Origin of the sequence: Micromonospora lacuserhaii, from assembly GCF_036902735.1 — a bacterium.
Taxonomy (GTDB): domain Bacteria; phylum Actinomycetota; class Actinomycetes; order Mycobacteriales; family Micromonosporaceae; genus Micromonospora.
This window is the reverse complement of record NZ_JBAKHO010000029.1, coordinates 49424-70644: the sequence shown is the minus strand read 5'-3', so window position 1 is coordinate 70644 and position 21221 is coordinate 49424. Positions and strand designations below refer to the sequence as shown.

General features: G+C 73.3%; 19 protein-coding genes. 13 read left to right on the top strand and 6 right to left on the bottom strand.

Annotated elements, in window-relative coordinates; genetic code table 11:
• Positions 1–1113 (bottom strand): acyltransferase family protein (locus V6U81_RS18705; RefSeq protein ID WP_334490996.1); only part of this gene is annotated, 1113 nt, incomplete at its 3' end.
• Positions 1114–1364: 251 nt separating this feature from the next.
• Here V6U81_RS18705 and V6U81_RS18700 point away from each other — a divergent pair.
• Entirely contained in the window at positions 1365–2057 is a 693-nt protein-coding gene (locus V6U81_RS18700; protein ID WP_334490995.1) for a lysophospholipid acyltransferase family protein, read from the top strand.
• Positions 2058–2063: 6 nt separating this feature from the next.
• On the opposite strand, the gene V6U81_RS18695 is transcribed toward V6U81_RS18700, so the two are convergent.
• Positions 2064–3536, bottom strand: coding sequence for a cryptochrome/photolyase family protein (locus V6U81_RS18695; RefSeq protein ID WP_334490994.1), 1473 nt, complete (start codon positions 3534–3536; stop codon positions 2064–2066).
• Between the two features lie 50 nt (positions 3537–3586).
• Entirely contained in the window at positions 3587–4801 is a 1215-nt protein-coding gene (locus V6U81_RS18690) for a hypothetical protein (protein ID WP_334490992.1), read from the bottom strand.
• Positions 4802–4945: 144 nt separating this feature from the next.
• Here V6U81_RS18690 and V6U81_RS18685 point away from each other — a divergent pair, with 144 nt between their 5' ends.
• The 9 genes from V6U81_RS18685 (at position 4946) to V6U81_RS18645 (ending at position 16375) form a co-directional block, all read left to right on the top strand.
• Positions 4946–6946, top strand: coding sequence for a TIGR03960 family B12-binding radical SAM protein (locus V6U81_RS18685; RefSeq protein WP_334490990.1), 2001 nt, complete (start codon positions 4946–4948; stop codon positions 6944–6946).
• Positions 6947–7165: 219 nt separating this feature from the next.
• Positions 7166–8893 (top strand): hypothetical protein, encoded by a 1728-nt coding sequence (locus tag V6U81_RS18680; protein ID WP_334490987.1) that lies wholly within the window; start codon positions 7166–7168, stop codon positions 8891–8893.
• A gap of 124 nt (positions 8894–9017) precedes the next feature.
• Positions 9018–9737 carry a TIGR03936 family radical SAM-associated protein gene (locus V6U81_RS18675; protein ID WP_334490999.1) on the top strand — a complete coding sequence of 240 codons (720 nt, stop codon included), beginning with the start codon at positions 9018–9020 and terminating at the stop codon, positions 9735–9737.
• 130 nt (positions 9738–9867) lie between these two features.
• On the top strand, positions 9868–12912 hold the full coding sequence (locus tag V6U81_RS18670) for an Rne/Rng family ribonuclease (RefSeq protein ID WP_334490985.1): 3045 nt from the start codon (positions 9868–9870) through the stop codon (positions 12910–12912).
• A 121-nt stretch (positions 12913–13033) separates the two neighbouring features.
• Positions 13034–13531: a hypothetical protein gene (locus V6U81_RS18665; protein ID WP_334490983.1), complete on the top strand. Its 498-nt coding sequence runs from the start codon at positions 13034–13036 to the stop codon at positions 13529–13531.
• A 178-nt stretch (positions 13532–13709) separates the two neighbouring features.
• Positions 13710–14024, top strand: a complete 315-nt coding sequence (gene rplU / locus V6U81_RS18660) for a 50S ribosomal protein L21 (protein WP_088960746.1) — start codon at positions 13710–13712, stop codon at positions 14022–14024.
• A gap of 11 nt (positions 14025–14035) precedes the next feature.
• Positions 14036–14290 (top strand): 50S ribosomal protein L27, encoded by a 255-nt coding sequence (gene rpmA, locus V6U81_RS18655; RefSeq protein ID WP_088960747.1) that lies wholly within the window; start codon positions 14036–14038, stop codon positions 14288–14290.
• Positions 14291–14380: 90 nt separating this feature from the next.
• Complete coding sequence (gene obgE / locus V6U81_RS18650; protein ID WP_334490980.1) at positions 14381–15856, top strand: GTPase ObgE; 1476 nt, start codon at positions 14381–14383, stop codon at positions 15854–15856.
• Positions 15857–15925: 69 nt separating this feature from the next.
• Positions 15926–16375 carry a GNAT family N-acetyltransferase gene (locus tag V6U81_RS18645; protein WP_334490978.1) on the top strand — a complete coding sequence of 150 codons (450 nt, stop codon included), beginning with the start codon at positions 15926–15928 and terminating at the stop codon, positions 16373–16375.
• Between the two features lie 28 nt (positions 16376–16403).
• On the opposite strand, the gene V6U81_RS18640 is transcribed toward V6U81_RS18645, so the two are convergent.
• Both V6U81_RS18640 and V6U81_RS18635 read right to left on the bottom strand, forming a co-directional pair.
• Positions 16404–17063 (bottom strand): DUF6766 family protein, encoded by a 660-nt coding sequence (locus tag V6U81_RS18640; RefSeq protein WP_334490976.1) that lies wholly within the window; start codon positions 17061–17063, stop codon positions 16404–16406.
• Positions 17064–17171: 108 nt separating this feature from the next.
• Positions 17172–17654: a DUF4383 domain-containing protein gene (locus V6U81_RS18635; RefSeq protein ID WP_334490975.1), complete on the bottom strand. Its 483-nt coding sequence runs from the start codon at positions 17652–17654 to the stop codon at positions 17172–17174.
• Between the two features lie 203 nt (positions 17655–17857).
• On the opposite strand from V6U81_RS18635, the gene V6U81_RS18630 reads away from it, so the two are divergent.
• The 3 genes from V6U81_RS18630 to V6U81_RS18620 are packed head-to-tail and all read left to right on the top strand — an operon-like array spanning position 17858 to position 19825.
• On the top strand, positions 17858–18682 hold the full coding sequence (locus tag V6U81_RS18630) for a hypothetical protein (protein WP_334490974.1): 825 nt from the start codon (positions 17858–17860) through the stop codon (positions 18680–18682).
• 31 nt (positions 18683–18713) lie between these two features.
• Entirely contained in the window at positions 18714–19178 is a 465-nt protein-coding gene (locus tag V6U81_RS18625) for a phage holin family protein (RefSeq protein ID WP_334490972.1), read from the top strand.
• Positions 19175–19825: a DUF3618 domain-containing protein gene (locus V6U81_RS18620; RefSeq protein WP_334490970.1), complete on the top strand. Its 651-nt coding sequence runs from the start codon at positions 19175–19177 to the stop codon at positions 19823–19825. Before V6U81_RS18625 ends, V6U81_RS18620 begins: the two co-directional genes overlap by 4 nt.
• A 275-nt stretch (positions 19826–20100) precedes the next feature.
• On the opposite strand, the gene V6U81_RS18615 is transcribed toward V6U81_RS18620, so the two are convergent.
• Positions 20101–21168 carry a glycosyltransferase family 2 protein gene (locus V6U81_RS18615; protein ID WP_334490969.1) on the bottom strand — a complete coding sequence of 356 codons (1068 nt, stop codon included), beginning with the start codon at positions 21166–21168 and terminating at the stop codon, positions 20101–20103.
• Between the last annotated feature and the right edge of the window lie 53 nt (positions 21169–21221).

The window sequence follows — 21221 nt, the reverse complement described above, 5'->3', positions numbered from 1 at the left end:
GGTGGGCGGCGGCGGCTCCGCGCCGGCGCGGCCGTCCGGCATGGTGCGCGGCGGCGGCTCGACGCCCTCCGTGCGGCGGCGCTGCGCCAGCCGGCGCCCCACCTGGATCATCGGCTGCTCCACCCAGCGGAACAGCAGGTCGGCGGCGAGCAGGCCGATCAGCACCGTGGCGAGGAAGTAGGTGGTGCCGCGCGGCACCGACGGCGCGAGCCCGGCCACGGTGGCCGCCGCGAGGTACTGCACCAGATAGAGCGAGTACGACCGCTCACCGACGAACGCCATCGGCCGCAGCGCCAGCAGCCGGGCCGGGATGCTGCGGTTCAGCAGGGCGGGCAGCAGCAGGGCCGCGCCCACCGCGTAGCTCAGCACCCGAACGTCGTTGTGCCCGTCCGCCGCCGGCGGCCAGTACGGCAGCGACAGGTGCAGCGCGACGAAGGCCACCACCACGACGACCGCGGTGACCGGGTGGGTCAGCGGGCGGATCAGCGCGTACGAGCGGCGGTCGTGCATGACGATCGCCAGGGCGCAGCCGACCAGGATCACGATGTACTGGGTCGGCCAGTACGGCCAGGCGGTGAAGACCGGGATCAGGGCGAGCAGGGTGGCGACGGCGACCCCGGTGATCGCCAGCCGCCGGTAGAACGCCCCGGACACCAGCACGAAGGCCAGCAGCGGCCAGACCAGGTAGAACTTCTGCTCGATCGCGATCGTCCAGGAGTGCAGGAACGCCGGGGTGGGCGCGAACTCGTTGAGCATGAGCAGGTAGTGCGGCATGGAAGCGGCGACCCGCTGGCCGGTGCCGTTGACGTGGGCCAGCGCCCAGGTGGCGGCGAGCACCACGAAGTAGACCGGCAGGATCCGGAAGAACCGCCGCAGGTAGAACCCGCGTAGCGAGACCCGGCGCCGGGCGCTCTCCTCACGCAGCAGCAGGGTAGTGATCAGGAACCCGGAGAGCACGAAGAACAGGTGCACCCCGATCCAGCCGGACGTCCAGGCCCAGCGGGGACCGCCGAAGTGGAAGGCCACGACGATCACCGCGGCGATGGCTCGGAGCCCGTCCAGCGCCTCGAAGCGACGCATCGCGAGGAAATCGGTATGGCTGAGTGCGCGCACTCGGGCGAGTCTGGGCCAGTGAGGAGCGCAGGTCAAGCCGCATCGACGTGGGTCGGGCCCGGAGACCCGGCCGCGGTGCCGGGAGCCGGAGCGGGTGTGGGCGGTGACGGCCGTCGGGTGGTGGGTAGGCCCTTCGGACCAGCCAGGACGGCCCGGGCCACCGGGTGGACCGCCGCCACCGCCCTGACGTGGACCCGGTGGCGTCCGCTACCGTGACACCGCCTGTTCAACGTACGACCGCCGGAGGACCAGTGCCGCTGCTCTACACCATCGGCAAGCTCACTGTGGCGCCCGCGCTGCGGTTGGCCTTCCGTCCGACCGTGGAGGGGCTGGAGCACATCCCGGAGACCGGCGGCGCGATCTTCGCGGGCAACCACCTCTCGGTCGCCGACGAGCTGTTCCTCGGCACCGTGGTCCCGCGGCACCTGGCCTTCTGGGCGAAGTCGGAGTACTTCACGGGCACCGGGCCGAAGGGCGCCCTGTCCAAGTTCGTGCTCACCGGTCTGGGGGCCATCCCGGTCGAGCGGGCCGGTGGCCGGGCGGCACTCTCCGCCTTCGACGCCGCCATTCCGGCGCTGCGCGGCGGCGACCTGGTGGCCGTCTACCCCGAGGGGACCCGCTCGCCGGACGGCCGGCTCTACCGGGGGCGTACCGGGGCGGCCCGGCTGGCGGTGGCGGCCGGCGTGCCCATCATCCCGGTCGGCATGACCGGCACGGACCAGGCCCAGCCGATCGGCACCCGGGTGCCCCGACCGGGCCGCGCCAAGATCACCGTACGGTTCGGCAAGCCGCTGGACTTCACCGGCCGGCCCGACGACCGGACGTCGCTGCGCCAGATGACCGACGAGCTGATGGCCGAGATCCAGAAGCTCACCGGCCAGGAGTACGTGCCGCGCTACGCGCCCCGGCGGGGCGAGGAGACGCCGGGCGAGGCGTCCGCCTGACCGGTCTCACGGCGGGTCGTCGCCGCGCCGCTTCTCCTGGGCGATCACCGCGTCGACGTCGGTGAGGCGGTCCAGCTGCTTCATGGCGCGGGCCATCCGGGCGTTGCTCGGGATCCGATCCCGGTTGCGGGCGAGGAACGACCAGTAGCCGGCGGTGAACGGGCAGGCGTCCTCGCCGAGCCGCTTCCTCGGGTCGTACCGGCAGCCGCCGCAGTAGTCGCTCATCCGGTTGATGTAGGCGCCGCCGGCGACGTACGGCTTGGTGGTCATCCGGCCCAGGTCGGCGTACTGGCTCATGCCGATCACGTTGGCGGTCATCACCCACTCGTAGCCGTCGACGAAGCTGGTGTGGAAGAACTCCACCAGCTCGGCGGGGCGCCAGCCGCGCTGGAGGGCGTAGTTGCCGAGCACCATCAGCCGGGGGATGTGGTGCACCCAGCCGTGGTCGCGTACCCCGGCGAGCAGGTCGGAGAGGCAGTGCGCGTCGACCGCGTCGGCGTCCAGGCCGTTCCACCAGGGCGGTACGGGCCGCCGGGCGGCCAGCGCGTTGTCGCCCTGCCAGCCGGGGTCGAAGTACCAGTACAGGTGCCAGACGAAGTCCCGCCAGCCGAGGATCTGCCGGACGAAGCCCTCCACGCTGGGCAGCGGCACGCCGTCCTTCCGGTACGCCTGTTCGGCGCCGCGGACCGCTTCCATCGGGTCGAGCAGACCGAGGTTGAACGAGGACGACAGCAGACTGTGCGCCATCCACGGGTCACCGGCCAGCATCGCGTCCTCGTACGGGCCGAACGCCGGCAGCCGGTGCCGGAGGAAGTGCCGCAGCCGGGTCCTGGCCTCCTTCGTGGTGGCCGGGAAGCGGCGTGGCCCGTCCCGGCCGACGAACCGGATCCCCTCCCGCTCCCAGCGGTCCAGGTCGGCCCGGACCTCGGCGTCGATGTCGTCCTCCCTTGGCATCGGCGGCGGCGGGACGTCGAGCCGGTCCGTTCCCTTCGGCGGGGGTTCCCGGTTCTCGGTGTCCAGGCTCCACCGGCCGCCGACCGGTTCGGTCCCCGCCATCAGCACGCCGTGGTGCTCCCGCGCGAACCGGTAGAACGCCTCCATCCGCAGCGCCCCGCGGCGCTCGTCGGCCCAGTCGGCGAAGTCCGCCTGGCTGGTCGGGAAGCCGCGGGCGGCCAGCACGGTCACGTCCCGCTGCCGGCGCACGAAGTCCAGCGCCCGCCGTGAGGTGGGGTGGCACACCTCCAGCGGTTCAGGGACCTTCCGCAGCGCCTCCCCGTACGTCTCGGTGCGCAGGAAGCGGGCCTGGTCGCCGAGCTCGGCGGCGCGGTGGCGCAGCGCGGAGAGGACCAGGTGCGCCTTCTGCCGGTGGTAGGCGCGACGGCGGAAGACCGCCTTCGACTCGATCAGCAGGACCGGCTGGCGCCGGTCGTCGAGGAAGTGCGGCCCCAGCTGATCGGCGAAGAGCCACCGCCGCGACATGTCCTAATTGTGCACGTCCGGGTGGTCTGAAGGCGACAGACTCTCGAGCCTCAGTGCTGCCCCTGCGTGATGATCTGCTCCCGCAGGGTGGCCAGCAGGCGCGCGCTGTCGTCGACCGAGAGCCGGGTGAAGACCGCGGTCGTGACGCTGCCGTAGTCGACCGAGGTGCAGACCACCACGTCGCCGTCGTCCACGACGCCCACCGCGCAGCGCTCGTACCGGCCGCGGACGCCGGTGTCGACCGGTTGCGCCTCGCCCAGCCGGTACGTGTCGGTGAGCCGGGTCAGCTCGTCCTTCGCGCCCGACTCCGGGTCGAACCGGAAGCCGGTGCCGCCGAAGACGGTCACCAGCTTGCCGTCCGGAGTGCCGTAGACCCCGGCGAAGACGTCCTCGGCGAGCAGATTGGCCTCGCGTACCCGGGTCTTCAGCCGATTCGCGGTCGCCTCGCTGCGGGCGTCGCTGCGCAGCGTCAGGTCGGCCACCTCGCCGGGCAGCGCGGCGTCGGCCGGGTACTGCTCCCACATCGGCTTGCCGAACCAGGCCGGGCAGCCGCAGCAGCAGAGCAGGGTCAGCAGCAGCACCCACGGCCAGCGACGCCGGCGGCGCACAGGCACCGGGACGTACCCCCGAGGGGCCTGCCACCCCGGCGGCGGGGTGACCGGCTCGGGACGGCCGCGGCGCTGCTTCGGCGGCCTTGCCGGCACCGGCGGTGGCGGGGGAGGGGGCGGCGACACCGGCCGGGCCGGTGGCGTGGGCGGGGGCACCGGCTGGCCGGCGCCCGGCTGCTGGCCGATCGGGGCCGGGTAGGGCCGGGTCATCGGCGGCACGGGGTAGGGCCGCGTGGGCGGCAGCGGGGTCAGGTCCGGATGGTTCAGCTCCCAGCCGCCGGTGTCCACGCCCGCCCACGGGTCGACCGGGGTGCGGTGCTCGGGCAGCTCGTGCGGAGCGGGCGGCGGCACGGGGGTCGGCTCGGCCGACTCACCCCAGGCGCGCTGGCGCGGCGGCGGGGGCGGAACGGCGGCCGAACCGCTCCAGCGCGGCGCCGGCGGCTCCGGCGGGGCGTCCGCGGGCCTACCGCCCGCCGGGGCCTCCGCGGGCCCCCCGCCCGCCGGGCCGTCCGGGTCGGGCCCGGGGGCGTCGTGCGGGTTAGGGGGTACGGGGGAGTCGGTGGGCTCGTCGTGGGTGACCGCCGGATCCTGCTCCCGGTCGGGGACCGGGGTGCTCCCGTCGGCCGGCCGGTCGGTACCCGGCTGCGGCTCCGGCATCGCGGCAATCTCCTCTCGCGCCGCTAGCGAGGTTAGTACCGGCGCGCCACCACCGACCAATCCGCCGGTGGACCGGCGGAACACCGCCGGCCACCCCTGCGGCGCGTGCGGTGTCCGGCCGGCGGGCGCGTACCCTTGGGCATCATGAGTGCCCCGTCCACGACGCCGCGCGACGCCGCGGCCATTTCCGTCTGGCCCCGGCTGGAGCCGCTGCTGCCCCAGGTGACCAAGCCCATCCAGTACGTCGGTGGCGAGTTGGGCGCGGTGGTCAAGGACTGGGACGCGGCGACCGTCCGGTGGGCGCTGATGTACCCCGACGCGTACGAGGTCGGCCTGCCCAACCAGGGCGTGCAGATCCTCTACGAGGTCCTCAACGAGCTGCCCGACGTGCTCGCCGAGCGCACCTACGCGGTCTGGCCCGACCTGGAGAAGCTGATGCGCGCCCACGGCGTGCCGCAGTTCACCGTCGACGCGCACCGCGCGGTGCGTGCGTTCGACGTGTTCGGCATCTCCTTCTCCACCGAGCTGGGCTACACCAACCTGCTCACCGCGATCGACCTCGCTGGCATCCCGATGCTCGCCGCCGACCGCACCGACGCCGACCCGGTGATCGTGGCCGGAGGCCACGCCGCGTTCAACCCGGAGCCGATCGCCGACTTCATCGACGCCGCGGTGCTGGGCGACGGCGAGGAGGCGGTCCTGGAGATCACCACGATCGTCCGGGAGTGGAAGGCGGAGGGCTCGCCGGGCGGCCGGGACGAGCTGCTGCTGCGGCTGGCCCGCACCGAGAGCGTCTACGTTCCGCGCTTCTACGACGTCGACTACCTGCCCGACGGCCGGATCCAGCGGGTCGTGCCGAACCGCCCGGACGTGCCGTTCCGGGTGCACAAGCGCACCACGATGGACCTGGACGCCTGGCCGTACCCGAAGAAGCCCCTGGTCCCGCTCGCCGAGACGGTGCACGAGCGGTACGCGGTGGAGATCTTCCGGGGCTGCACCCGCGGCTGCCGGTTCTGCCAGGCCGGCATGATCACCCGGCCGGTCCGGGAGCGCTCGATCACCACGGTCGGCCAGATGGTCCGCGACGGCCTGGAGTTCTCCGGCTTCCACGAGGTCGGCCTGCTGTCCCTGTCGTCGGCCGACCACTCCGAGATCGGCGACATGTGCTCCGGCCTCGCCCAGCAGTACGAGGGCACCAACGTCTCGCTCTCGCTGCCGTCGACCCGGGTGGACGCGTTCAACATCGACCTGGCCCAGGAGCTGTCCCGCAACGGTCGGCGCACCGGTCTGACCTTCGCCCCCGAGGGCGGGTCGGAGCGGATCCGCAAGGTGATCAACAAGATGGTGTCGAAGGAAGACCTCATCCGCACCGTTGTCACCGCGTACACCAACGGCTGGCGGCAGGTGAAGCTCTACTTCATGTGCGGCCTGCCCACCGAGACCGACGAGGACGTCCTCGAGATCGCGGACATGGCGCACGAGGTCATCAAGGCCGGCCGGGCCGCCACCGGGTCCAAGGACATCCGTTGCACGGTCTCCATCGGCGGGTTCGTGCCGAAGCCGCACACCCCGTTCCAGTGGGCCCCGATTGCGCGGCCGGAGGTCATCGACCACCGGCTCCGGCTGCTCAAGCAGGCCATCAACTCCGACCGCTCGCTGGGTCGGGCGATCGGCTTCCGCTACCACGACGGCGAGCCGTCGCTGATCGAGGGCCTGCTCAGCCGCGGTGACCGGCGGGTCGGCGCGGTGATCCACAAGGTCTGGGAGAACGGCGGCCGGTTCGACGGCTGGAGCGAGCACTTCTCGTACCAGCGCTGGGTGGAGGCCGCCACCGAGGTGCTGCCGACCTTCGGCGTGGACCTCGACTGGTACACCACCCGGGAGCGCGACGAGCTGGAGGTCCTGCCCTGGGACCACCTCGACTCCGGCCTGGACAAGGACTGGCTCTGGCAGGACTGGCAGGACTCGCTGTCGGAGTACGAGCAGGACGACTGCCGGTGGACCCCGTGCTTCGACTGCGGTGTCTGCCCGTCCATGGACACCGAGATCCAGATCGGCCCGACCGGTCGGAAGCTGCTTCCGCTGACCCCGGTCAACGGCGGCGGCCTCAAGGTGCCGCCCGCGACGGCGGCGTCCACGGCCTGACGTCGCCGCAAGCCCCGCCGCACACGGCCCGGCGGGGCGTCGCGCCACGGGGTGCGATGACACCAGGTCGGTCCGCTACCGTGTCCGACGTCGGCCCGCCGGCGTCGGACGCCCCGCGTCCGACGGTGTGAGCGGTGCCGAGAACTGGCCGCGTGGCGATCGTGGGGGACGCTGGTGCTGCAGACCGGTACGGAGCAGGACATTGACGCACGACCGTCGGTGACGGACGACGGGGACGAGCCGCGGCGCCGTAGCGGCCCGTCCCGACGCCTCGTCGTCGTGCTCCTGGTGCTGGGCTACCTGGCCAGCGTGGCGTGGCGGGTGTGGCTGTCCCACTCGGTCGTCGTCCCCATCGCGCACACCGACGAGGACAGCTACCTCAACGCCGCGCGGGTCTTCGCGGGCGGTCCGGGCGGCTTCAGCTCGGAGAACGGGGCCCTGCGCCGGGCCGGGTACCAGTTGCTGATCTCGCCGGCCTTCCTCGGCGAGCACTCCTTCACCGTCAGCTACGGGCTGGTCCGGGTGATCAACGCGCTGGTCAACTCAGCGCTGCTGCCGCTGGCCTACCTGCTGGGCACCCGGGTTCTGGCGATGCCGCGCGGCCGGGCCCTGGCGGTCGCCGCCGTCGCCGCCACCATGCCGGCCACCATCTTCTACTCCCTCATGGCGCTGACCGACTCGGTGCTCGCCGCGCTCACGGTCGCCTGGATCCTCCTGCTGGCCCTCTGGCTGCGCCGCCCGGAGCGGATGCTCGCGGCGTTCGGCGCCACGGCCGCCGCAGGCGCGTACTACCTGATCCACGTCCGTGGGGTGGTCATCCTCGCCGTGCACGTCGGCGTGGTGCTGGTCTGGGCGGTGCGCCGCCGGCTGGGCTGGCGCCCGCTGGCGGTCGCCCTCGCCACCGTGGCCGCCGCCGTGGTGGGGAACCAGGTGCTGATCGCCCTGCTCGGCGACAAGCTGCTGCTGGCCGGCGCCAGCCCGGGCGGGAGCACCGTCGACGCGCTGCTCAGCGCCAAGGGCGCCGGGTTCGTGCTGGCCAGCCTCACCACCCAGCTCTGGTACGTGCTGACGATCACCTGCGGGATGGCGGCGCTGGGCTGGTTCTCCGCCGTCCGGCTGATCACCCGCCGTTCGGTCGACCCGGCCCGCCGCTGGATGGCGGTCGCCGCGCTGGCCGCCACCCTCGGCGTCGCGCTGGGCTGCGCCCTGATCCTGGTCGGGGTCCCGTCGGCCAGCCGGGACGCGGTGTACGCCCGCTACATCCACGCCTTCGCGCCGCTGTGGCTGGTCTTCGGCCTGGCGGTCGTCTTCGCCGCCCGCCGGCGGGCCCTGCTCACCGGCTGGCTGGCGGCCGCCGCGCTGACCGCCGCCGGTGGCGGCTTCGTCGCCTGGCGGGTCGCCCTGGAGCAGCGGCACGGTTCGCCGCTGCGCTACGGCGTCTTCGCGGCGCCCGACCTGATGGCGATGACCGCCGGTTGGGCCGGGATCCGGCCGCTGCTGGGCACCGCCATCGCGCTCGTCGGTGGGACCGCCATCGTGCTGCTGTGCCGCCTGCGCTGGGGCTGGCAGCCGGTGCTGGCGCTCGCCGTCGCCGGCAACCTGGTGATGATGGGCCTGCTCACCGTCCGGGTGCTGCACCCGTACAGCGTCCTGTTGAAGCCCAGCCCGTCGCTGACGTCGCTGGGCCTGCGCGACGGCGAGCGGGTGGCCACCAGCACCGCGTACCACCTGGGGATCCGGCTCAACCACGAGCACGAGATCACCTGGACGGCCGTGCCGAACTTCGTGTCGGTGCCGCCCGCGTCGGCGCAGGTGGTGATCGCCCGCTGGTATCCCGACCCGAAGGACGAACGGCACCGCTGGGACTGGAACGGCACGAAGTACGGCTTCCACCGCGTCGGCGGGAACGCCGAACAGCACTGGGCGCTCTGGCGCCGCGACGGCTGACCGTTTCCCGGCCCGCACCGGGCCCGGCGGGAACGGCAGCGACAGAACCCGAGCAAGGAGCACGACGATCAGCAGGAAACCACAGCCGGAGGGCGGGCAGGCGCCCGTCGTCCAGCGGATCCGGATCCGGTACGCCAAGCGGGGACCGCTGCGGTTCACCTCGCACCGGGACTTCGCCCGGGCCTTCGAGCGCGCGCTGCGCCGGGGCGGCATACCGGTCGCCTTCTCGCAGGGCTTCACCCCGCACCCGAAGATCTCCTACGCCAGCGCCGCTCCCACCGGGGTGGCCAGCGAGGCGGAGTACCTGGAGATCGGCCTCCAGGCGGTCGTCGACCCGGAGCAGTTGCGCGCCGCGTTGGACGCCGCGCTCTCGCCCGGGCTGGACGTGCTGGACGCGGTGGTGGCCGCCGGCGGCAGCCTCGCCGACCGGATCGAGGCGTCGCACTGGCGGATCGAGCTGCCCGAGGTCGACCAGGCCGTCCTGGAACGGGCGGTTTCCGCCTTCGTCGCCGCGGACGAGGTGCAGGTCGAGCGGATGACCAAGCAGGGCCGGCGCACCTTCGACGCGCGGGCGGCCGTCATGCGCATCGATGTGCTGCTGCCGACGGAGACGCCTTCCGGGGACCCGGGCGTGTCGTGTGCGATACTCGAACTGGTCGTGCGGCAGGTCACCCCGTCCGTACGGCCCGATGACGTCCTTTCCGGCCTTCGCGTGGTGGCCGACCTGGAGCCGCCGGTTCCCCCCAGGGTGATCCGGCTGGCTCAGGGCACGTTGACCGCGCAGGGCGAGATTGTGGATCCGTTGGACGCGGACCGCGGCGGGGCACCCATCGGAGAGCACTGACCCACGTCAGTGCTCTGGCAGGCAGACTTCGGCGGTCGCGCACCTCGCGCGATCGGCGGAAACACTTTCGCGGCAACCCTGCGTGGCAGCGCTCACCCGCGCCCGGGGCAGCCAGAACTGGAGAACGTCCATGCTCGAGAACGAGCCCGAGGGCGGCGAACGGACCGGTTCACAGCCGGCCGGCGACACCGCCGACAGCACCGCCGACGGCACCACCCCGGAGGCCGCGCCGACCCGTCGGCGCACCACCCGGCGCCGGGCGGCGGCCCCACTGAACCAGCCGGAGCAGGTCGAGGCGCCCGCCGAGGCGCCGGCCGGCTCGGTGTCGGCCACCGACGAGACGCACCAGGCCGAGGTGCTGGCCCCGGTCGCCGGTGAACTGGACACCGCGCCGAAGACCACCCGTCGCCGGCGTAAGGCCACCCCCGCGAAGGCGGCCGAGGAGCCGGTGGTCGCCGCCGAGGCCGAGGAGGCCCCCGGCGAGGTCGTACCGCCCGTCAAGGTGACCCGTACCCGCCGGAAGAAGGCGGCCCCCGCGGCGGCCGAGCCGGCCGCGGAGACCCCCGCCGAGCCGGTGGGGGTCGCGGCCGAGACGCCGGTCGAGCCCGCCGCCCCGGCGGCCGAGCCGGTCGAGGCCGAGGAGGAGGAGCCCGCCGTCGAGGCGGCGGCGCCCACCGAGCCGACCGTGGCCGACCGGCCCGCGCAGCCCGCCGCCGAGTCCACGGCCGCCGAGCCCACGACCCCCGAGCCGGGGGTCGCCGCCTCCGGCGCCGAGAGCCGCTCCGGCGAGGTTCCGCCCGGTGTCGCCGTGCCCGGTGGCGAGCAGGCCGAGGTGACCGAGCCCGCACCGCGCACCCGGCGCCGGCGGGCCACCATCGCCGCGCCCACCGTGCTCTTCATGGCCCCGCAGCCGGAGGAGCTGCCCACCTTCCGGGTGGTCGAGCCCGGCCCGGCCGCGGAGCCGGTCGCCGAGGAGCCGGCCGAGACCGGCCGGCGTCGCCGGCGGGCCCGCCGGGAGGTCGAGCCGGTCGAGGCCGCCGAGCCGGTCGAGGCCGAGGAGGAGGAGCCCACCGGCGAGGCCGAGGAGGGCGCCGAGGAAGAGGACGAGGACGAGGCCGCCGCCGCTCGCCGCCGGCGTCGTCGCGGGCGCCGGGGCCGCGGTCGCGGCAAGGGCGGCGCCGACGACACCGAGGACGACGAGGCCGAGGAGACCGCCGAGGCGGAGGCCGAGGCCGGCGAGGCCGAGGAACCCGAGGAGGAAGAGGGCGAGGGCGACGGGATGACCCGCCGCCGGCGCCGTCGCCGCCGCCGGGGCGCCGGTGAGGTCGAGGGGGCCGTCGAGGACGGCGTGCCCACCGTGGTCAAGATCCGCGAGCCGCGCCGGGCCGTCGACGAGGTGCAGGGCGTCTCCGGCTCGACCCGGCTGGAGGCCAAGCGGCAGCGCCGCCGGGACGGCCGCGAGCAGCGCCGTACCCGCCCGCCGATCCTGAGCGAGTCGGAGTTCCTGGCCCGCCGGGAGGCGGTCGACCGGGTGATGGCCGTGCGCCAGCGCGGTGACCGGACCCAGATCGCCGTCCTCGAGGACGGCGTGCTGGTCGAGCACTACGTCACCCGCAACTCGTCGGCCACCATGGCCGGCAACGTCTACCTCGGCAAGGTGCAGAACGTCCTGCCGAGCATGGAGGCGGCCTTCGTCGACATCGGGCGCGGCCGCAACGCCGTGCTCTACGCCGGTGAGGTCAACTGGGACACCACCGGCCTGGAGGGGCGGGCCCGCTCGATCGAGCAGGCGCTGCGCTCCGGCGACTCGGTGCTGGTGCAGGTGACCAAGGACCCGATCGGGCACAAGGGCGCCCGGCTGACCAGCCACATCGCGCTCTCCGGCCGGCACCTGGTCTACGTGCCCAACGGCAACGCCTCCGGCATCAGCCGCAAGCTGCCGGACAACGAGCGCAAGCGGCTGCGCGACGTGCTGAAGAAGCTGGTGCCGGACGGCGCCGGCGTGATCGTCCGGACGGCCGCCGAGGGCGCCACCGAGGACGAGCTGGCCCGCGACGTCAAGCGGCTCCAGGCGCAGTGGGAGGACATCCAGGCCAAGGCGGCCGAGGGCGGTGCCCCGGTGCTGCTCTACGAGGAGCCCGACCTGGTCATCCGGGTCGTCCGGGACCTGTTCAACGAGGACTTCCGCGACCTGGTCATCGAGGGCGAGCAGTCGTACGACATGGTCGAGTCGTACCTGTCGCACGTCTCGCCGGACCTGGTCGCCCGGCTGCGCCGGCACGTCGGCACGAGCGACGTGTTCGCCGAGTACCGGATCGACGAGCAGATCATCAAGGGGTTGGACCGCAAGGTCTTCCTGCCCTCCGGTGGTTCGCTGGTGATCGACCGGACCGAGGCGATGACCGTCGTCGACGTCAACACCGGCAAGTACACCGGCTCCGGGGGCAACCTCGAGGAGACGGTCACCCGCAACAACCTGGAGGCGGCCGAGGAGATCGTCCGCCAGCTGCGGCTGCGCGACATCGGCGGCATCGTGGTGATCGACTTCATCGACATGGTGCTGGAGTCCAACCGTGAGCTGGTGCTGCGCCGGCTGACCGAGTGCCTCGGCCGGGACCGGACCAAGCACCAGGTCACCGAGATCACCTCGCTCGGCCTGGTGCAGATGACCCGCAAGCGGATCGGCGCGGGCCTGCTGGAGGCGTTCAGCGAGCCCTGCGAGTGCTGCAAGGGTCGGGGTGTGGTCATCCACACCGAGCCGGTGCCGGAGAAGCCGCGCACCGGCGGCCCGGCGGAGAAGGTCAAGGCGGTCGCCGCCGCGGTCACCGCCCCGGCCGCCGAGCAGCCCGTGGGCGGCGCGTCGTCCCGGCGCCGGGCCCGCAAGGGCGCGGTGCCCGCCGAGCGCACCGTGGTCGAGACCACGGAGAGCCCGGAGCAGGCCGACCCGGCCACCGACGCCGAGTACCACGACACCATGGGCTACGACCTGTCCCGGTACGAGGCGGACACCGCCGCCGCCCCGGCGGTCTCCGACGCCCAGGAGGGCGAGTCCGCCCGGCTGGCCGGGTCGGACGACCCGGACGCGATCGGCGACTCCGAGGAGGAGAGCGGCGAGGGCGGCACCGGCCGGCGCCGCTCCCGCCGTGGCGGCGCCCGTCGGCGGACCCGGCCGTGAGGCGCTGAGCGCCCGACGTCCAGCAGGGCCCCTTCCCCGGCGATCGTGCCGGTGGGAGGGGCCCTGCCGCGTCTCCCGGGCCGGGGCTACGATCGGTCACCCCCCGGCTAGGAGAAGACCCATGCGCCGCCTGCTCGCCGCCACCGTGGTGACCGCCGTCCTGTTGACCGGCTGTTCCGACGACCGGACGGGCGACACCCCCGGCCGGGCGTCGTCCGCCCCGCCCCTCGGCGCGTCCGCCCTGCCCACCGTCGTCCCGTCGGTGCCCGTCAGCGGCTCCCCGGCCGGCGGCAACGGGCCCCGGATCTGTGCGGAGGCCGAGCAGGCCTCGTCGACGGCCGTCCGGACGTACGTCGAGGAACTGGGCAAGATGATCGCGGCGGTCGGGGCGAACGACAGCACGGGGGCGGAAACCGCCCGGAAGCGGGCCGAAGCCGCGTTGACCACCTGGCGTACGACGCTGCGCGGGGAGGCCGCCCGGGCCACCGACCCGCAGCTGAAGACCCTGCTGGCGGACCTGGCCACCGAGGTCGGCATGCTCGGCACCGACGTCGAGTCGATCGACGAGACCGAGCTGGACCGGCTCCAGCAGCGCCTCGACCAGCTCTGCGCCCGCTGACCGGCGGCGTTGTCGGCGGGCCCGGTTTGGGAGTCGGCCGGTCCATGGCGTACCCTTTCCTGCGGCGCACTTTGGTGTGCCGAGTTCCCGCGTGCCCGCGCCGCCGGTGTCACTGCTACCCGGCGAGTCGCCGTGGGAACGACCGCCAGCAGCCTCAACGACAGGGAGTCCGCCTCCGATGTACGCGATCGTCAAGACCGGCGGCAAGCAGTACAAGGTCGCCGAGGGCGACGTGATCGAGGTCGAGAAGCTCGCCGGTGCCCCCGGCGACGCGGTGAAGCTCACCGCGGTGCTCCTCGTCGACGGTGACGACCTGGTGACCGACGCGGCAAAGCTTGCCTCGGTCGCGGTGTCCGGCGAGATCGCCGCGCACACCAAGGGCCCGAAGATCCGGATCCACAAGTTCAAGAACAAGACCGGCTACCACAAGCGCCAGGGTCACCGCCAGCCGCTGACCCAGGTCAAGGTGACCGGCATCTCCAGCGGGAAGTAGGTCGTCCTCCAATGGCTCACAAAAAGGGTGCGTCCAGCTCGCGTAACGGTCGTGACTCCGCGGCCCAGCGACTCGGCGTGAAGCGCTTCGGTGGTCAGGTCGTCAGCGCGGGTGAGATCCTCATCCGTCAGCGTGGCACCAAGTTCCACCCCGGTGACCTGGTCGGCCGCGGCGGGGACGATACGCTCTTCGCGCTGTCCGCCGGTGCGGTCCAGTTCGGCACCAAGCGTGGTCGCAAGACCGTAAGCATCGTGCCGCAGCAGTAGTGCTCCAGCGAAGCGGGCCGCGGACCTCGAGTCCCGGCCCGCTTCGTCTTTTTCGCTTGCGGGGCGTACCCCGCTGGAAGGATTGGCGTCGTGACGACGTTCGTTGACCGGGTCGTCCTGCACATGCAGGCCGGCGACGGCGGGCACGGCTGTGTCTCCATCCACCGGGAGAAGTTCAAGCCCTTCGGCGGCCCCGACGGGGGCAACGGCGGGCACGGCGGCAGCGTGTCGCTGGTGGTCGACCCGCAGGTGACCACACTGCTCGACTTCCACTTCCGTCCGCACCTCAAGGCCGACAACGGCAAGGGCGGCGCGGGCTCGAACCGGGACGGGGCCAACGGCCACGACCTGGTGATCAAGGTGCCGAACGGCACCGTCGTGCAGACCCTCGACGGCGAGGTGCTGGCCGACCTGGTCGGCGCGGGCACCACCTTCGAGGCGGCCCGTGGCGGCCGGGGCGGCCGGGGCAACGCCTCGCTGGCCAACGCCCGGCGCAAGGCCCCCGGCTTCGCCGAGCTGGGCGAGCCCGGCGACCGGCTGGACGTGGTGCTGGAGCTCAAGAGCGTCGCCGACGTCGGCCTGGTGGGCTTCCCGTCCGCTGGCAAGTCGTCGCTGATCTCGGTGATCTCCGCCGCCAAGCCGAAGATCGCCGACTACCCGTTCACCACCCTGGTGCCGAACCTGGGCGTGGTCCGGGTCGACAACCACACCTTCACCGTCGCCGACGTGCCGGGCCTGATCCCGGGCGCGGCCACCGGCAGGGGGCTGGGGCTGGAGTTCCTCCGCCACGTCGAGCGCTGCGCCGTGCTGGTGCACGTGGTCGACACCGCGACGCTGGAGCCCGGCCGGGACCCGCTCGCCGACATCGACACCATCGAGGCCGAGCTGGCCGAGTACGGCGGCCTCGCCGACCGGCCCCGCCTGGTCGCGCTGAACAAGGTCGACGTGCCGGACGGGCAGGACCTCGCCGACATCGTCCGACCCGACCTGGAGGAGCGCGGCTTCCGGGTGTTCGACGTCTCCGCCGCCACCCGCGAGGGGCTCAAGGAGCTCATGTACGCGATGGCGGAGCTGGTCGACCAGTCCCGCAAGGCCGCGCCGCCGGCCGAGCCGACCCGGATCGTGATCCGCCCGAGGGCGGTCGACGACGCCGGCTTCACCATCGAGACCGAGGCCGACGGCTCCTTCACCGTCCGGGGCACCCGCCCGGAGCGCTGGGTCCGCCAGACGAACTTCGACAACGACGAGGCGGTCGGCTTCCTGGCCGACCGGCTGGCCCGCCTCGGCGTGGAGGAGAAGCTGGCCAAGGCCGGCGCCAAGCCGGGCGACCTGGTGCGCATCGGCGAGCGCGAGTTCGACTGGCAGCCCACCCTCTACGCGGGCGTCGACTTCGTCCCGGGCAACCGGGGCACCGACGTCCGGTTGGAGGAGAAGTCGAACCGCCTCTCAGCGGCCGAGCGGCTGGCCGCCCGCAAGGCGCGCCGGGTGCGCCCCGACGGCGAGGGCGAGATCGAGGCCGGCGGCCTGGACGCCGACGTGTCGGACGACGACGAGGACTGGGAATAGGCCATTCCGGCCCGGCCCGGGTCGGTCGCCGGAAACCTCCGCGAAATCGGCGCGATCTAGCGTGGGGTGATGCTGATCGAGTCCCGTCCCGCTGACGACCCGGAGATCGGCGCCCTGGTCGTCGCCCAGCAGCGGGAGTTGCGCGAGGCAGACGGCGGTCTGGACGGCCAGGCCACCGTCACCCAGGACGACATCCACTACCTCGCGGTGGTGCTCGCCGGCCGGGCGGTGGCCTGCGGCGGGGTCCAGGCGCTAGACGCCGGGACCGGCGAGCTGAAGCGGATGTACGTCCGGCCGGCGTACCGGGGGCGGGGCATCGCCCGGCAGTTGCTCGGCGCGCTGGAGGAGTTGGCGTTCCGGCGCGGGCACTCGGTGCTCCGCCTGGAGACGGGGAGCTACCTGCCGGCCGCGATCGGCCTCTACACGTCCTGCGGCTACCAGCCGATCCCGGTGTACGGCGAGTACGTCGACAACCCGTACAGCGTCTGCTTCGCCAAGCGGCTGCCGGTCGCGGCCTGAGCCGCGCTCCTGCCGGCCCCGTCGGGAGTCAGGCGCCGGTCTCGGCGTGCGCGGCGGTGACCGGCTTGGACTCCGGCGAGGCGTGCTGGCGCAGGAAGATGCTCAGCACGATCAGCGTCCCGACGGCCAGGAACTCGCTCTGCCAGTTCTGCATCGACTGGAACCAGAAGTCGCTGGTGCCGAGGAACTGCCAGGCGCTGATGGGGGCGGCGCCGCTCTGCAACGCCTGCTCCTCGTTGTACTCGACGACCCCGCCGAGCAGGTGGCCGACGAACGAGCCGAGGAAGATCAGCAGCAGGGCCAGGGAGAGGCTGTTGCGGTAGACCGCCAGCGGCAGCCCGCCGGCGCGGACCGGCCAGGGGGAGTCGGGCTTGGCCCGGCGCGCGTCGTCCTCGGGGCGGTCGGTCTGGTCCTCCGGCTTGGACTCGGCCGAGCCCTTCTGCACCAGGTACGCGGTGAGCAGCACGTAGCCGCCCATCTGGAGGAACTCCGACTCCCAGTTCTCGAAGACGGACTCGGCGAAGTGGCCGCTGCCGAGGTACGCCAGCCAGCTCAGCGGTTGTGCGCCGTACTCGGACAGCTCCTCGTTGTGGGTCTGCCAGCCGAAGATGCTCTGCAGGACGAGGAAGACGACGAACGCGCCCAGCATCGCGGCAGTCAGCGCGTTGGTGCGGATCCAGCGGGGCATCACGACCTCCTCGTCAGTGCCTGGCAATGATTCCGATGCCCCGGCCGCTGCCTGGTCAAACTCCGACAGTCCGGGCCATCTGCGCAGCTCGCACGAGGTGCCATGTGATCAGGGGCGGTCGATCGGGGTGTCCAGCCGGCCGCCGGTGCCCGCGTCGTTGGAGAGCAGCAGGCCGGTCGCGAGCATGCCGAAGCCGAGCGCCAGGTGCAGCCAGTTGTCCGCGTCGTTGATCGGGATGAAGTTCGCCGCACTCTCCCGGTCGATGGCGAAGCCGTAGAGCCAGAGTCCCAGGTAGGCGGCGCCGCCGCCGGCCAGGAAGAGGCGGGCGCCGCCGACCGAACGGGCCAGCACCAGGCCGGCCAGGCCGAAGAGCAGGTGCAGCAGGTTGTGCAGGACCGACACCTGGAACAGGCCGAGCAGCTTCGCCCCCGAGTGGTGACCGACGAAGGTCAGGTCGCCGTAGCCGGTGGTGATCCCCGGGATGAAGCCGAGCACACCGATGGCGACGAACACCGCGGCGACCGCGGCGGCCACCATCCGGATCCGCGGCTTCGGTCCGGCCGCGGCGCGTCCACGCGCGTCACGCGCCATCGATGTCACCTCCGTGCTGCGGTTGTCGGCCGGGGCCGGACGACCCTCCATTGTGTGACCGGGACGGGTGGGTCGCGCAGAGAAATGACGAATCAGGCATGGACTCCGCGACTGGGGGTAGGGATCTGGACACGCCGACCTGAACGGTCGGCGGGATCCCCCAAGCGCACAACCGCGACGAATGTCCGAGCGGAAGGGAAATCATGACCTACGATCTTTCACCCACGTCTTCCACGTACGGGCAGGGTCAGAGCAACGGCGGCGGCGTCCGGGACCAGGCCCGCCAGGTCGGCTCCGACGCCGCCAACGCAGGTGGCGCGGTCGCGCAGACCGCCAAGGAGCAGGGTCACGAGGTGGTCGGCGAGGCCAAGCGCCAGGCGCGCAACCTCTACGGCGAGGCCCGCAACCAGCTCGCCGGCCAGACCTCGGAGCAGCAGCGCCGGGCCGCCGGTGGCCTGCGCTCGCTGGCCGACGAAGTGCGCTCGATGGCGCAGAGCGGCCAGGGCGGTCCGGTGACCGAGCTCGCCCACCAGGCGGCCGACCGGGTGCACGGCGTCGCCGGCTGGCTGGAGGAGCGGGAGCCGGGCGACCTCCTGAACGAGGTGAAGACCTACGCCCGCCGCAACCCGGGCACCTTCCTGGTCGGCGCGGCCCTGCTGGGTGTCGTCGCCGGCCGGCTGACCAAGGGCATCACCTCGGCGGGCGACAGCTCGACCGGCAGCCACGGCCTGTACGGCTCGACCGGCACCAACGGCTACGCCGACCCGGACGCCACGGCGGTCATCCCGACCCCGCCGGCCCCGCGCGCGATGCCGGACGCCGTCCCGGCGGGCGGCTACCTGGACCCGACCCCCGGCACCTACGCCGAGCCGGACCCGGGCTACTCCGGTCAGGGCGCTGCCTACCCGGACCGTGGCACCACCACCAGCTACGCCGACCCGGTGGGTGGCACCGGCCAGCCGCTGCCGCCGGTGAGCGAGACCGACCCGCTGCCGGGCGTTCCGTCCAGCGGCACCAACCGTCCGTGAGCGTACGAGTCATCCGAAGGGAGGCGGCGGCATGAGCATGCCGACGCAGGGGTCCGGGCTGGACTCCGGGTACCACCCCGAAGGTGCCCCGTACACCGCGGACGAGGTGCGGGGCAGCTCCATCGGTGAGCTGATGCGGTCGGTCACCACCGACCTGTCCACCCTGATGCGGCAGGAGGTGGAGCTCGCCAAGGCCGAGATCCGCCAGGAGGGGAAGAAGGCGGGTAAGGCCGCCGGCTTCTACGGCGGCGCCGGCTTCGGCGGCTACATGGTGGCGCTGTTCGTGTCCATCGCCGTGTGGCAGTTCCTGGACAACGTCATGGACTCGGGCCTGGCCGCGCTGATCGTGGCCGTCGTCTGGGCCGTGGTCGCCGCAGTCCTCTACTCGAAGGCCAAGAAGAACGCGGAGCGGATCCGCGGCCTCAAGCAGACCAACGACAGCGTGCAGCGGATCCCCGACGCGCTCAAGCCGCACCCGGAGGGAGTCACCCGATGAGCACCGACCCCGACCAGATCCGCCGGGAGATCGAGGCCACCCGCAACAGCCTCAGCACCGACGTGGACGCGCTGGCGTACAAGGTCAGCCCCGGCCGGATCGTCGACGACCGTAAGCAGCGGGCGCGCAACGCGCTGCAGAATGTGAGGGACAAGGTTATGGGTACCGCTTCCGACCTCGGCCACGGCACCGGGCACGCCGCCCACGCCGCCGGCGGCCACGCCTCCTCGGCGGCCTCCACCGTCAGCGACAAGGCCCACTCGGCCGCGTCGACGGTCGGCGACGCCGCCCAGCGGGCGCCGCAGCTGATCCGGCAGAAGTCCGAGGGCAACCCGCTTGCCGCCGGCCTGATCGCGTTCGGCGTCGGCATGCTGGTCTCCTCGCTGGTTCCGGCCACCCGCCGCGAGCAGGAGCTCGCGACGCAGGTCAAGGAGAAGGCGGGCGAGCACAGCGGCGTCGTCAAGGAGAAGCTGAGCGAGGTGGCCAGCGAACTCAAGGAGGAGCTGCGCGAGCCGGCGCAGCACGCCACCGAGTCGGTGAAGTCCACCGCGCAGGGCGCCGTGCACGCGGTCAAGAACGACACGAAGTCCGCCGCGCACGACGTCAAGGACTCGGCGCAGCAGTCGCGCGAACAGGTCCGGTACTGATCGGGACCACTCGTACCCGCAGCTCGCGGCCACTCCCGGCATCCGCCGGGACGTGGCCGCGAGCTGTTTCCCACCCCGCCCCACCCCACCCCCACCCCGCCCCACCCCACCCCCACCCCACCCCACCCCGCCCCCACCCCGCCCCCACCCCGCCCCACCCCGCCCCCACCCCGCCCCACCCCCGCGATCTTGCAGTTGTGGTCCGCGAGATGTCGCTTATGAACTTTTCGCCGGGGCCGAAAGTGCAAGATCGCGGGGGTGGGCGGGGGAGGGGGTCAGCGTGGGCGGGGGGAGTGGCGGTGGCGGAGGGTGTGTGGGGAGGTGGCGGGGCGGGGGACGCGGGTGCCGGCGTAGGGGACCCCGCCGGTCAGTCGGCGACCGACCGCGATCCAGGCGCAGACGCCGCGTTCCAGCAGCCAGAGCGGGGCGGCCAGGGCGGTCGCCGGTGGGAAGACCGCCGCGCCGCCGGCCCGTCGCCGGCCGCGCTCGGCGAGCGCCACGGTCGTCGCGGCGGCCGCCAGCAGCAGGCTCGACCGGCGGGTGACGACCGCGGCCGCCACACCGGGCAGCACCGCCAGCGAGACCAGCAGCCGGGCCGGCTGGGCCAGGTCGTCGTACGCCTGGCGGACCCGCTGGCCGCGGAAGTGCGCGACGGTCGGGGGGAGTCGGCGTACGTGCAGCCAGGGCGGGGCGACCTCGGTCCCGCCGTACGCCCGCACCGTCCGGACCAGTTCCAGGTTCTCGAAGAGCACGTCCGGGTCGTAGCCGCCCATCGCCTGGAAGGTGCTCCGGCGCACGGCGAAGGTACCCGGCCAGTCCGCGGCGAGGGCCCGGTTGAGCAGCGTCCGGCCGGTGTCCCACCAGGCGTGCCAGGGCAGCGGGTCGAAGTAGTTCTGCGGGCGGACCAGGTCGAACGCGCCCAGCAGCCGGTGCGCCGCCCGCAGCCCCGCCTCGTCGTAGCGGACGTCGTCGTCGGCGATCACCACGTGCTCGTGCCGGGCGGCCGCCACCCCGGTCAGCACGCCCCGGACCTTGCCGTTGACCCCGCGGACCGCCGGGTCGGGGGCGAGGTGCCGGACCAGGCCGCGCCAGGCCTCGGCGTGCCGGGCGAAGGTCTCCGGCGGGGAGCCGTCGACCACGGTCACCTCGACCAGCCGGGCGAGGTCGCGCAGGTAGCCGGTCAGTTCGGGCAGGCCCTCGTCGTCCGGCCAGCGCAGCGGCAGGACGTACTCGACGGGGAGCCGGCCGGGTGGGGCGCCGGCGGGGGCGGACGGCCGGTGACCGGCGCGGGCGGTCGCGCGGGGTGCGGTACGGGGGGCGCTTCGGCCGCGGAGGAGTGACATCGACGGCTCCCTGCTCGGTAATGATCCCGGCATGCCCGCGATCGGATCGGTCA

Excerpts from the sequence above, each read along its gene's own strand:
- V6U81_RS18625 (WP_334490972.1), top strand. The coding sequence starts at position 18,714 with ATGAGCATGCCGACGCAGGGGTCCGGGCTGGACTCCGGGTACCACCCC.
- V6U81_RS18640 (WP_334490976.1), bottom strand. The coding sequence starts at position 17,063 with ATGCCCCGCTGGATCCGCACCAACGCGCTGACTGCCGCGATGCTGGGC.
- V6U81_RS18690 (WP_334490992.1), bottom strand. The coding sequence starts at position 4,801 with ATGCCGGAGCCGCAGCCGGGTACCGACCGGCCGGCCGACGGGAGCACC.
- V6U81_RS18620 (WP_334490970.1), top strand. The coding sequence starts at position 19,175 with ATGAGCACCGACCCCGACCAGATCCGCCGGGAGATCGAGGCCACCCGC.
- V6U81_RS18645 (WP_334490978.1), top strand. The coding sequence starts at position 15,926 with ATGCTGATCGAGTCCCGTCCCGCTGACGACCCGGAGATCGGCGCCCTG.
- V6U81_RS18630 (WP_334490974.1), top strand. The coding sequence starts at position 17,858 with ATGACCTACGATCTTTCACCCACGTCTTCCACGTACGGGCAGGGTCAG.
- V6U81_RS18665 (WP_334490983.1), top strand. The coding sequence starts at position 13,034 with ATGCGCCGCCTGCTCGCCGCCACCGTGGTGACCGCCGTCCTGTTGACC.
- rpmA (WP_088960747.1), top strand. The coding sequence starts at position 14,036 with ATGGCTCACAAAAAGGGTGCGTCCAGCTCGCGTAACGGTCGTGACTCC.
- V6U81_RS18635 (WP_334490975.1), bottom strand. The coding sequence starts at position 17,654 with ATGGCGCGTGACGCGCGTGGACGCGCCGCGGCCGGACCGAAGCCGCGG.
- V6U81_RS18670 (WP_334490985.1), top strand. The coding sequence starts at position 9,868 with ATGCTCGAGAACGAGCCCGAGGGCGGCGAACGGACCGGTTCACAGCCG.
- V6U81_RS18695 (WP_334490994.1), bottom strand. The coding sequence starts at position 3,536 with ATGTCGCGGCGGTGGCTCTTCGCCGATCAGCTGGGGCCGCACTTCCTC.
- V6U81_RS18685 (WP_334490990.1), top strand. The coding sequence starts at position 4,946 with ATGAGTGCCCCGTCCACGACGCCGCGCGACGCCGCGGCCATTTCCGTC.
- V6U81_RS18615 (WP_334490969.1), bottom strand. The coding sequence starts at position 21,168 with ATGTCACTCCTCCGCGGCCGAAGCGCCCCCCGTACCGCACCCCGCGCG.
- rplU (WP_088960746.1), top strand. The coding sequence starts at position 13,710 with ATGTACGCGATCGTCAAGACCGGCGGCAAGCAGTACAAGGTCGCCGAG.